This window comes from Rathayibacter sp. PhB1, from assembly GCF_004362935.1.
In the GTDB taxonomy this organism is placed as follows: Bacteria; Actinomycetota; Actinomycetes; order Actinomycetales; family Microbacteriaceae; genus Rathayibacter; species Rathayibacter festucae.
The window spans coordinates 794,586-806,060 of sequence record NZ_SNYD01000002.1 but is presented as its reverse complement, the minus strand read 5'-3'; the positions used below and the strand labels follow the sequence as shown (position 1 = coordinate 806,060).

Sequence of the window (11,475 nt, the reverse complement as noted above, 5' to 3'; positions counted from 1 at the left end):
TCTCGGACATCGAGCGCCTGTCGATCGCGATCACGGTGCGCTCGATCCCCCGCGTGCTCGCTCCGCTGCTGACGACCGACCTCACGATCCAGCAGTTGAAGGCCCTCTCGGTGATCGTGACGACCGAGGAGGGCGCGACCGGCGCGGGCCTCGCGCAGAGCTTCGGCGTCTCGATGCCGTCGATGTCGAAGCTCGTCGACCGCCTCGCCGCGAGCGGCCTGGTCGTCCGCGAGACCGACCGGGCCGACCAGCGCGTCCGCCGCATCCACGCCACCGACCTCGGCCGGGCCGTCGTCCGCGAGCTGATGGCCGCGCGCCCGGAACTCGGCGAGGACGTGCTCTCCCGCCTCTCGCTCGAGGAGCTCGAAGCCCTCGAGACCGGACTGCGCGCGATCAGCCGGGAGCTGCGCGTCTCGCGCGACGCCGCCGACTGACCGCCCGCGTGCGGGCGGTGCGCGATCTCGCAGGGACCGTGCTCTCGACGACGGATGGCCGGGAAGCGAGGAGGTCCGCGTACCCCTGTCGCACTCGTTGACACCGGCGGCGGACCTCATTAGTGTCCCGAGTGCAGAAAAGTGTTACCGAGAACATCTGCATCCCCCGCCGATGACGTGCGCGCGTGCGGGCCCGGCGAAGAAGGGGTCCACCGCGCTCCGCGCCGGTGACCGGAGCTCCGGACCGGCCTCGTCGCCCAGCGCGAGGAGCGCGTCCGGGGGCCGGACGGCATCGCTCCCGCAGGGGCCGGGGTGATCCGCCGGCGACGGCTCGACGCAGGGTCCGGCGCCCGCTCGAGCACCGGTGCCCTCCGTTCGGGTCGGAGGGCACCGGCTCGCCCGTGCGCGCTCCGCGAGCAGGGGTCACAGCCTCGGGGCGACCGAAACACCGAAACTACTTTCTTTAACTCCCCGGGCTGGCTACGGTCGATCTCACCACCCGCAGGCCAGCGAAGACGGCCTCCTCGGGTGCGATTCACACTGCAAAGGAGCTCTCTGTGAGTAGATTTCGCAAGCTTTTCGGTCTGGCGGCAGCAGCCGCTCTCGCCGCGACGCTCGTCGCCCCGACTCTGCCCGCGTCCGCCGCGGGCAACACGCTCGTCGTCGATGCGAGCACGTCGATCGGACCCGTCACGCGGGTCGGCGCCGGCGGCCTGTACGCGCTGGCCACGCCGAACGACCCGGCGCCGGGCCTGCTGACGCCGCTGCGCCTCAAGCAGCACACGCAGCCGGCCCCCGGAGTCGGTCAGCTCGGCAACGGAGCGACGACGCCGACCGGCGACGTGTTGAAGGTGGCCGGCACCTTCACCCGGGACGGAGCGCAGTCCTACGCGCGGATGCCCGACGTGTACCCCGACTTCCCGTACCGCTGGATCAGCTGGGCGGACTGGACGCAGAAGATCGACACGATGGTGAAGGCCCGTCTCGACGCCACCGCCACCACGAACATCAACGGCTGGGAGCTGTGGAACGAGCCCGACGGGACCTGGGACACGGCGAAGGCCGGCCCCTACCTCGACGGCTGGACCCGCACCTACCGGCAGGTCAAGCTGCAGGACACGATCACTCCGATCGTGGGCCCCAGCTACAGCCGCTACTACCCCGACCTGATGCGCTCGTTCATGGCCCGCGCGAAGGCCGACGGCACTCTGCCCGACGTCGTCGTCTGGCACGAGCTCGAGGACGGCGTCTACAACGACATCGACGAGCACGTCGCCGACTACCGCTCGATCGAGCGCGATCTCGGCATCTCGCCGCGGCCGATCTCGATCAACGAGTACGGCTCGCCGAGCCAGATCGATACGCCGAGCGTGGCCGCGCACTTCATCGCCCAGTTCGAGCGCACCGGCATCCACGATGCCGAGCGCGCCTACTGGTACGAGTCCGGCACGGTCGGCGGCCTGGTCTGGAACAACCGGCCGACCGGCTCCTACTGGCTCTACAAGTGGTACGGCGAGATGGCCGGGAACATGCTCGCCGTCACGCCGTCCGGCGACCTGGACGGCTTCGCGTCCTACGACTCCAGCCGGAAGATCGTGAACGCGGCCTTCGGCGGCACCTTCGGCGACAACCAGGTGCAGGTGAAGGGCCTCACCGGATTCGGGACCTCGGCCAAGGTGGTCCTGAACTACACGCCCCGGTCGGGCCGCATGACCAACGTCGACGCGCCCACCACGGTGTCGACGCAGACCCTGCCGATCACGAACGGGACCGTCACCGTACCGGTGACGAGCCAGGACTACCTCGGCGCCTACCAGCTCGTCGTCACCCCGGCGGCGGGTCCGACGACGAGCTACCAGCAGGTCTACGAGGCGGAGAACGCGACCGTCGTGAACGCCGCGCTGCTCTCCTCCGGCTCGGCCTCGAACGGCGGCTACGTCGGCCGGATCGACGGCTCGTCGAACGCCCGCAGCGACAGCTTCGTCGACTTCGTCGTCGAGGTGCCGACCGCCGGCAGCTACGGGCTCGGGATCCGCTACGCCAACGGCGGAGCGAGCACCTCGACCCAGGGCCTCGCCGTCAACGGCAGCGCCTTCAGCACCGTCTCCTACCCGTCGACGGGATCGTGGGGCGCCTTCGGCTCCTCCGTCTCGCGGCAGGTCGATCTGAAGGCGGGCTTCAACGTGATCCGGCTCGCGAAGGGCTCCCCCTTCTTCGCCGGCGGCTCCGGGTTCGCGGAGCTCGACAGCATCACGCTGACGCGCTGAGCGACGCGGCCGTCCGGAGGCGCGTCGACGCTTCCGGACGGCCGCGGCTCCCCTGTCCCGACCCCGAAGGGGGGTCTCGCTCGCCCCGGATCCACGGCAGTGTTCACGGTAACAATCACTGCGGACGAGCCGGCGTCTTCCTGCCCGGCCCTGCCGATCCGGCCCGCTGCGCCCGGCGTCGTCCGGGCACTCCATGAGGGGACACCATGCGCCGCGCTACTCACTTCACCGGAGCCCTCTGCGGGCTCCTCCTGGCAGCGGGGCTCGTCGCCGCGCCGCACTCGGCTGTCGCCGCGCCGGCGGGGACGGCGAGCACCTCGACGCCTCCCGCCCGCGACGGCGGCGGCGGCGACTCCGCACCCGCGGCGAGCGACGCCGTCGCAGAATCCGGCTCGCCGTCGCTCCTCCGAGCGTCGGCCGCGCCGGCGGACTTCACCGATGTGGCGATCCCCTCCCGTGCCGACATCGTCGTGCACGAGGTGACCATCGCCCTCGTGGCGCCGCAGGGCACGACTCCGTCGTTCAGCGCGGAGGACGCGCGCCGCTCCCTCGAGCTCGTCGACGACTTCTACAACCGCGAGACCGGCGGAGCCGTGCGCTTCGAGCTCGAGCGGCTGATCGACTGGCGGCGCATCGACGAGCCGATCGGCTGCAGCGACACGGGCGGCCTGCACGACTGGATCTCGCGCACGACGGGCTGGCAGCCCGGACCGGCGCGGCACCTCGTCGCCATGGTGCCCCCGGGCGACCCCTGCCCGATCTGGGCCAACGGGGAGCAGCCGGGCGACCCGGACGACGGCGGGCGGACGTTCCAGGGCGGCCCCGACGCGATCCTGCTCGCCCACGAGCTGGGTCACAACCTCTCGCTCTTCCACGCCTCGAGTGTCCAGTGCGCCTCGTCGTGGGACGTCGCGCCCGGTGCCTCGTGCGCCCGGGAGGAGTACGGGAACCTGACCGACGTCATGGGCGACTCCTGGCTCTTCACGCCCCTCTCGGCACCGACCCTCGCGCAGCTCGGCATCCTCTCGGACACCCGGCAGCCTGTCTGCGGCGCGCCGCGGACGACCGTCATCGACACCCTGGGGGCCGGTCCGGGCACTCCTCGAGCCCTCACCTGGACCGACCCGCAGGACTCGGCGGTGCGGTACTGGGCGCAGTACAACGACAAGGCCGATCCGCGAGCGGACGGCGGCGCCTACAGCAGTCCCTGGCAGACGCCGCGGACGGTCTCGGGCGTGCAGATCCTGCGCAGCACCGGCGGCAGCGCCGAGCTGCTGCAGCGGCCCGGTGACGCGAGCATCGGCAACGAGTTCGCCCTCGCCGGCGAGACCGTCGCCCTGAACACCGGCATGTCGCTCCGCGTGGAGGCCCTCGATGCGACGGCGCGGACGGCGACCGTCACCGTCACCGTGCCCTGCACCGAGGACGTCGGCGACATCACCCGCCGCGCCGCGGCCTCCGCGTCCTACACCTCGGGCTGGTCGTCCGTCGGCGACGCCGTCGACGGCAGGACCGGAACCGCGTGGAGCAGCTGGCCCCGCGTGGGCGAGCAGTGGCTCGGGCTCACCTGGCCGACGACGGTGACCGTGGACAGCGCGTCGGTGCGCTTCGCCGCCGACGCGGCCGACAGCGCGCAGCAGGGCGTGATCCCGCCTCGGTCCTGGCGCGTCGACTACCTCGACGCCGCGGGTGCCTGGGTGCCGGTGGCGGGAGCGAGCCCGGCCGGCCGCGCTCGGGACGCGGTGAACACGGTCGCCTTCACCCCGGTGGCGACGACGGCCCTCCGCACGGTGTTCCAGGCCTGGGGAAGCGCGGAGTACGGCGGTTCGACCGGCGTCGCGGAGCTCAGCGCCACCGGCGTGGCCCCGATCGCCTCGCTCGTCGCCCGTGGCGCCGCGACGACCGTCGCCACCTCGTCGACACGCGACGTCGCCGCCGGTGTGGACGTCCTCGACGCGCGCGGGCGGGCGCTCGCGGGTCGCGCCGTCTCCTTCGCGCTCACCGGCCCGGCGACCTTCGCCGACGGCACGAAGGCGGCGACGGTCCTCTCCGCGGCGACGGGAACGGCCGCGCTCCCCCCTCTCCGGACGGGAACGACGACCGGCACCGTCTCGATCGCCGCCCGCGTCCCCGGGCTGCCGGCGGTGCCCCTGCCCCGCACCACGGTCGCCGCACCGCCCGCCGTGACGGCGACCGCGGCCACGAGCAAGACCCTCGGGACGGTCGTGCTCACGGTGACGGCGAAGAACACCGGCAGGACCGCGACGGAGATCACCATCATCACCGCGTACGGCACCTCGACGATCGCCGGCGTCGCTCCGGGCGCGACGGTCTCGCGGGCGTTCGCCACCCGGCGATCCACCGTCCCGGCGGGCAGCGCACAGGTCACCGCGCAGACCGACGGCCTGCGCACGACCACCGCGGCGGCCTACCGCGGGCTGTGACCGGCGGGCGACGATGGTCGGGCCGCGCTCGGCGGGAGCTGAGGAGCGCCGAGCCGGCCGCGACCCGGCGGGCAGCGGCTACGGATTCCCGAGCACCGCGAAGCCCAGTCGCCGGGCGGCGACGAGCACCACCGCGTCGGCGGTCGCGTCGCTCAGCGCCGTGTGGAAGCTCGGCCGCGGCGGGAAGGCCGGCTCCCGCTCCACGCGGCTGAACAGCGTGGCGATCGGGTTCCCGGTGATCGCCGACAGGTGCCACAGCCCGTCGATGCTGCTGAGGCGCTCCTCGATCGCCCGGGCCCAGGCCTGTGTGGCCCGCTTCGGCCCCCTCTGGATGGAGGCAGCCGCACCGTTGCGGACGGGCCACTCACCGGTGAGATCGAGGAGCGTCAGCGGACGGGACGGACGCCAGCCCACGAGCCGTGGAGCGCTCTGCACGCGGTCGACCACCCGTCGACGCTGGTACGTCTCGCCGATCGCTGTCACGGCGTCCGCCGCGGCGTGGAGGACGCCGACGGTCGGGTGGTGCCCCGGAGGAGGCGGGTGCGGGTCGAAGCGCATCCCCGGCACCGGTCCGTGGTGGCGCAGGGCGTCCCACGCGCCCACGTGCGCGCCCGCGCTGCGATACAGGCGCCAGAGCGGTCCGGAGTACTCGCGCAGGTGCGACGGGTCGGTGACGAAGGTCGTCGGCGGGGTGAGCGGGACCTTCACGACTCGTCGAACTCGGCCAGGGCGACGAGGACCTCCCGCGGATCGCCTCCCCCGGAGAGCCAGCGCACCGGGGTGACCGGCGTCTCGCCGATGAGGAGCTCCTCCTGCGGCGTGGTCATGAAGCCGAGCACGCTCGCGGGATGCATGTCGTCCGGGATCGCCTTGACGAGCGCGGGGACGCCCGGCAGCATCGGCCGCTCCCGGTCGTCGGTGAACTGCCAGGCCGGGAACCGCAGCTTCGAGCCCACCTTGAAGGCGTACAGCCCGTCCTTCGCCTTCCGGTGGCGCACGCGGGTCTCGTCGATCCTGAGTCGCGAGGCCACCTCGGCGGTGCCGAACGAGTCGACGATCGCCTGCAGCCGGGTGCGGTGCTCGCGGTCGGCGAGCTCTCCGCGCGCGACCTCCGCCTCGGTCTCGGCGAGCTCCTGGGCGGTCATCGACCCGGACTCGACGAGGAAGTCCGCCGCACCCCGGGCGAGCCCGCCGCCCGGCGTGCGGTGCCGCGAGAGGAGCGCGGTCTGCTCCGTGAGGAGCGCGGCCAGTGTCTGCTCATCGCCTCCCCTGTCGCGGACGGCTCGATACAGCCCGTCCAGCCCGTCGGTCAGCTCGGGGTGGGCGACCATGGCGAGCAGCTCGGGAGAGAGCTGGACGAGAACGCCGCGGAGATGCTCGTGCACGACGTCCGGCGCGAGCTCGAGCTGGTCGGCGAGCTGAGACTCCGAGGCGCCCTGGGCGAGTCCGACGATGATCCTCAGCCGAGCCTCGAGGGCGGACTCGCTGCCGGGCCCGGTCGAGCTCGTGACCGGCGGCGGACTCGTGGCGAGGTCTGTCATGGTCGTCTCCTCCTGCTCTCAGCGCACTGCCGATCCTAGTTCGGAAGCGGCATGCGCGGAGCGGTGAGGACGTCCGGCGGAGGTCGGTGGCGCGTGCTGCCCCCCTGTCACCGCCGCGACGTCAGAAGCGTCCGCAGCGGCGGCGCGATCGACTCCCTGCGGAGCAGCGCGGTCGCGAGAAGGAGGAGCAGCAGCACCGAGCCGCGGACGAGGCCCTGCCAGTAGAAGGAGACGCCGAGCAGCACGAGCCCGTTGTTGATCAGGCCGAAGATCAGCACGCCGAGCACCGTGCCGAGCACGTTCGGCCGGCCGTGCACCGAGAGCGTCGCGCCGATGAAGACGGCGCCGATCGCGTCGAGCACGTAGAGCTGGCCGCTCGCCGGCGAGTAGCCGTAGCTGCGCGAGGCGAGCGCGATGCCGGCCAGCGCTCCGATCAGCGCCGCGACGACGAACGCGGAGGCGAGCGAGATCCCGACGCGGCGGCCGGCGATGCGGGTGGCTCCGGGCTGCTCCCCCGCCGCAGTGAGCACGCGGCCCCAGCGGGTGCGGTCCAGCAGCAGCCAGACCGCGACGGCGACCGCGATCGCCAGCAGCACCGGGACGCCGATGCCGAGCACGGTCGCGTTGCCCCAGGCGGCGAAGGCGTCGGGCGTCGCCTGGCGGCGCAGGTAGATCGGCGCGCCGCCGCCGGTGAGCAGCTGCTGGGCGCTGGTGCCGATGAACCAGACCGACAGCGTCGCGAGGAAGGCGCGGATCCTCAGCACGATCACCAGCACCGCGTTGACCACGCCCGCCAGCATCCCGAAGCCGAGGCCGATCAGCACCGCGAACCAGGTCACGTAGCCGTCGGCGATCAGCGCGGTGGCGCCGAGGGCCGCGAGGTCGATCGCGATGCCGATCGAGAGGTCGATCCCGCCGGCCCGGACGACGAGCGTCATCGCGCAGGCCGCGATCAGCAGCAGCGCCCCGGCGCTCGCGACGTTGAGCAGGTTGGTCGGCGCGAAGTAGCCGGGCACGCTCGCGCCGAAGACGGCGAGCAGGAGCACGACCGCGGCGGGCGCGAGCAGGCGGACGGCGAGGGCCCGGCGGGACTCGGACACGGGCAGTGCGACGGCGGTCACGAGCGGACCCCTCTCTCGCGGAGGGCCGCGAGGCCGAGGACGAGCAGGATGAGCAGCCCCTTGATCGCGCCGACCCACTGGCTGTCGACGCCGATCAGGGTGAAGCCGTTGCCGAGCGCGGCCACGAAGACGGCGGCGAGCAGCGTGCCGCCGATGGTGACGACGAAGCGGCGGGAGAACACCACCGAGAGGTAGGCGGTGACGATGATGTCGAGCAGGATCTGGTTGCCGATCCCGGGCACGGCGGCCGCGAGGCGCGCGGCGAGCAGCAGCCCGGCGATGCCGGCGAGGAGCCCGGAGAGCAGGTAGCTGGTGAGGACGTGGCGCCAGATGGAGACGCCCGCGACGCTCGCCGCGGTCGGGTTCTGGCCGACGGCGTAGCTGCGGGTGCCCCAGGAGGTCCGGCCGACGGCGAGGGCGGTCGCCACCGTGACGACGGCGAGCACCGCGACCGGTGCCGGGAGGCCGAGGACGCTGCCGCCGCGCAGCCAGTCGAAGAGCGGATCCGCGACCGGCACCTTGACGTTGTCGGTGGCGAGGAAGACGACGGAGCCGACGATCCCGGAGACGGCGAGCGTGGCGAGCAGCGGGCGAAGGCCGAGCACGACGGCGGTGCCGCTGATCGCGCCGAAGCCGACCGAGACGAGCAGGGCGAGCAGCACGGCGGGCAGTGCGCCGAGGCCCGCTGTCAGGGCGACGGCGGCGACGACGCCGGAGAGGCCGACGATCGGTCCGGAGGCGAGGTCGATGCCGCCGCGGACGACGTCGTCGCCGCCGGTGATCACCACGATCGCGAGGCCGAAGCCGGCGATCGCGGGGACCACGGCCTGGATCAGGATCGTCGAGACATTGCCGCCGGTGGCGAAGACGGGCGAGGCGGCGCTGAACACCGCGATCTCGAGGAGGACGACGAGGTAGCCGATCAGGGCGAGCGCGCCGATGCCGCGGCGGCGGGCGCGCGGGGCGGCGGGCGCCTCCGCCGGGGACGCCTTCTCGGCGGGCGCGGTGGTGAGGGTCATCGAGCACTCTCCAGGGTGTCGGGGGCGACGGCGCCGGAGGCGATCGCGAGCACGCGGTCGACGCTGAGCTCGCTCCGGGGCAGCTCGGCGCGCACGGCGCCGCGGTGCAGCACGAGGACGCGGTCGGCGAGGCCGACGAGCTCCTCGAGATCGAGCGAGACGAGGAGGATGCCGGCACCCTCGTCGACGAGCCGGTCGATGAGCGCGTAGACCGCCGTGCGGCTGCCGATGTCGACGCCCGCGGTGGGCTGATCGAGGACGAGCACCCGCGAGCCGGCGGCCAGCCACTTCCCCACGGCGACCTTCTGCTGGTTGCCGCCGGAGAGCGTGCCGACCACGGCCTCCGGATCGGCGGGGCGCACATCGAGCGCGGCGATCTGCTCGAGCGCGAGCGCCCGGTCGCGGCGGCGGCTGGGCAGCAGGCCACCGAGGCTGATCCGCCCGAGCGACGCGATCGAGAGGTTCTCCCGGACGGTGTGCGCGAGCAGGACGCCGTCGCGGCGCCGGTCGCTCGGCACGTAGCCGCCGCCCGCGGCGACGAAGGCGCGGGCGGAGGCGGTGGCGGTGCCGGCCACGCGCACGCGGCCGCTGCGCCGGACGAGGCCGACCACGGCGTCCGCGAGCACGTCGACCCCGGAGCCGACGAGACCGGTGACGCCGACGATCTCGCCCGGGCGCACCGTCAGGTCGAGGGCGTCGAGCGCGCCGGGCACGGTCAGCGCCTCGAGCTCGAGCAGCGGCGGGACGTCGGCGGCGACCACCCGGTCGGAGCGGAGCGCGAACTCCTCGACTTCGCGGCCGAGCATCAGCTCGACGATCCGGGCGCCCTGCTCGGCGTCGCCGTCGATCAGGTCCAGCCCGCCGACGTTCGCGCCGTTGCGGAGCACCACCACGCGGCTCGCGACGCGCTGCACCTCCTGGAGGTAGTGCGAGATGTAGATCACCGCGACGCCGCGCGCCTGCAGCCGGCGGATCGAGGCGAACAGCGCCGCCACCTCCTCGGCGGCCAGCGGCGCGGTCGGCTCGTCGAGCACCAGGATCCGCGGCTCGACCAGCAGCGCGCGGGCGATCTGCAGCTGCTGCTGCTCGGCGACGGTGAGGTCGTCGACGAGGGTGCCGCCGCGGACGACGAGGCCGACCAGCTCGGCGAGCACGGCCTCGGCCGAGGTGCCCCGGCGGCGCAACCGCTCGTGGCCGAGGTAGAGCTGCTCCGCCACGGTCAGCCGGCCGGCGAGGTGCCGATCCTGGTGCACGACCCGGATGCCCGCCCGCTCGGCGTCGCGCGGGGCGGTGATCGCCACCGGCGCTCCGTCGATCGCGATCGAGCCCGCGTCGGCCGAGTACAGGCCGGTGAGGATCTTGATCAGCGTGGACTTGCCCGCGCCGTTCTCGCCCACCAGGGCGACGACCTCGCCGCGGCCGACCGTGAGAGCGACCTCGCGCAGCACCGGCACGCCGGCGAAGGACTTGGAAATCCCCGCCATCTCGAGGGCCGGCGCCGGAGGGGCCGAGGGCCGGGCGGCCGGAGCCGCTGCAGACGGACTAGCCACCGAGACCGAGCTCCGCGGTCTTCTCGGCGATGTTCGCCTTGTCGATGAGCACCGGGGCGAAGTAGGTGGTCGGCGTGACCGCGTCCGCCTCGCCGCCGAGGAAGCGGGCCACGTTGTCGGCCGAGCCGGCGCCGATGGCGAGGTTCTGCTGCGCGACGGTCGCGGTGTAGGAGGAGTCGGGGTCGGCGATCAGGTCGAGCGCGCCCTGGTCGGCGTCGACGCCGTAGATCTTGATCTCGTCGCGGCCCGCCGCGTCGACGGCCTGCGCGGCGCCGATCTGCGGGGTGTCCCAGCAGGACCAGATCGCCGAGATCTCGCCCTTCGGGTAGCGCGAGAGCGCATCGCCGATCTGCTGCTTCGCGTCCTCGATCGTGCCCTCGTACTTGTCCTGCAGCTCGGGCTGGAGGATCGAGATGTCCGGGTAGTCCTCGAGCACGAGCTTGAGCTCGTTGTAGCGGATGCGGCAGGGCGCGACGCCCGGGAAGCCGTTGAAGACCAGGATCTGCCCGGAGCCGCCGATGTCCTCGGCGATGGTGCGGGCGAGCGTCGAGCCGATCTGCCAGTTGTCGCTGGTGACGTTGTTCTCGGAGTACTCGGACACGTTGTCGATGGTGAACAGCGGGATGCCCGCGTCGTGCACCTCCTTCAGCGCCGGCGCGAGGGTCGTCGCGTCGCCGAGGATCACGATGATCGCGTCGGGCTTCTGCGCGACGAGGTTCTCGATGTCCGAGACGTGCTTGTCGTCCTTGGCCTCGGCCTGGGTGGCGACGACGGTGCCGCCGAGCGCCTCCACGCGGTCCTGCACCGACTGGTACACGATGCGCGAGAAGTCGTGGACGATGTCCTTCGCCGCGACGCCGACCGTCCTGCCCTCGAGGCTCGGGACGTCGGCGGTCGAGGCCGCGGCGGTGGTCGCCTCGGCGGCGGCGGCGTTCGCGGCGTTCGCGCCGGAGGACTCCTCCTTGAGCGAGCAGCCGGTGAGGACCAGCGTCGCGGCGGCGAGGAGCGCCACCGCGGAGGTGAGGGAGCGGAATCGCATGGGAGGGCCTGCTTCGGTGTGGGACGTCGGTGCGGGAGTGGGACGCTGCCGGATCCGAGG

Annotated in this window: 9 protein-coding genes; 3 read left to right on the top strand and 6 right to left on the bottom strand. The window is 73.2% G+C overall.

Features of this window, described 5'->3' with window-relative positions:
• From EDF17_RS07910 to EDF17_RS07900, 3 genes are all read left to right on the top strand, one after another.
• A partial coding sequence (locus EDF17_RS07910) for a MarR family transcriptional regulator (protein ID WP_123445969.1) occupies window positions 1-434 on the top strand: 434 nt, incomplete at its 5' end.
• Between the two features lie 557 nt (window positions 435-991).
• Entirely contained in the window at window positions 992-2,701 is a 1,710-nt protein-coding gene (locus EDF17_RS07905; RefSeq protein WP_208110579.1) for a CBM35 domain-containing protein, read from the top strand.
• 206 nt (window positions 2,702-2,907) lie between these two features.
• Window positions 2,908-5,145, top strand: coding sequence for a hypothetical protein (locus tag EDF17_RS07900; protein WP_123445968.1), 2,238 nt, complete (start codon window positions 2,908-2,910; stop codon window positions 5,143-5,145).
• Window positions 5,146-5,223: 78 nt separating this feature from the next.
• On the opposite strand, the gene EDF17_RS07895 is transcribed toward EDF17_RS07900, so the two are convergent.
• From EDF17_RS07895 to EDF17_RS07870, 6 genes are all read right to left on the bottom strand, one after another.
• Entirely contained in the window at window positions 5,224-5,853 is a 630-nt protein-coding gene (locus EDF17_RS07895; protein WP_123445967.1) for an RES family NAD+ phosphorylase, read from the bottom strand.
• On the bottom strand, window positions 5,850-6,686 hold the full coding sequence (locus tag EDF17_RS07890) for a hypothetical protein (protein ID WP_123445966.1): 837 nt from the start codon (window positions 6,684-6,686) through the stop codon (window positions 5,850-5,852). The genes EDF17_RS07895 and EDF17_RS07890 overlap by 4 nt, the downstream gene beginning before the upstream one ends.
• A 107-nt stretch (window positions 6,687-6,793) precedes the next feature.
• A complete protein-coding gene (locus EDF17_RS07885) occupies window positions 6,794-7,807 on the bottom strand; it encodes an ABC transporter permease (RefSeq protein ID WP_166649624.1) in 1,014 nt (337 codons plus the stop codon).
• Window positions 7,804-8,826 carry an ABC transporter permease gene (locus tag EDF17_RS07880; protein WP_123445964.1) on the bottom strand — a complete coding sequence of 341 codons (1,023 nt, stop codon included), beginning with the start codon at window positions 8,824-8,826 and terminating at the stop codon, window positions 7,804-7,806. Before EDF17_RS07880 ends, EDF17_RS07885 begins: the two co-directional genes overlap by 4 nt.
• Window positions 8,823-10,310, bottom strand: coding sequence for a sugar ABC transporter ATP-binding protein (locus tag EDF17_RS07875; RefSeq protein WP_123445963.1), 1,488 nt, complete (start codon window positions 10,308-10,310; stop codon window positions 8,823-8,825). The genes EDF17_RS07880 and EDF17_RS07875 overlap by 4 nt, the downstream gene beginning before the upstream one ends.
• A 58-nt stretch (window positions 10,311-10,368) precedes the next feature.
• Entirely contained in the window at window positions 10,369-11,415 is a 1,047-nt protein-coding gene (locus tag EDF17_RS07870) for a sugar ABC transporter substrate-binding protein (protein ID WP_123445962.1), read from the bottom strand.
• Window positions 11,416-11,475: the final 60 nt, after the last annotated feature.

What these genes read in the sequence shown, in the direction of transcription:
- EDF17_RS07900 (WP_123445968.1), top strand. Translation starts at nt 2,908, where the DNA reads ATGCGCCGCGCTACTCACTTCACCGGAGCCCTCTGCGGGCTCCTCCTG.
- EDF17_RS07890 (WP_123445966.1), bottom strand. Translation starts at nt 6,686, where the DNA reads ATGACAGACCTCGCCACGAGTCCGCCGCCGGTCACGAGCTCGACCGGG.
- EDF17_RS07880 (WP_123445964.1), bottom strand. Translation starts at nt 8,826, where the DNA reads ATGACCCTCACCACCGCGCCCGCCGAGAAGGCGTCCCCGGCGGAGGCG.
- EDF17_RS07875 (WP_123445963.1), bottom strand. Translation starts at nt 10,310, where the DNA reads ATGGCGGGGATTTCCAAGTCCTTCGCCGGCGTGCCGGTGCTGCGCGAG.
- EDF17_RS07870 (WP_123445962.1), bottom strand. Translation starts at nt 11,415, where the DNA reads ATGCGATTCCGCTCCCTCACCTCCGCGGTGGCGCTCCTCGCCGCCGCG.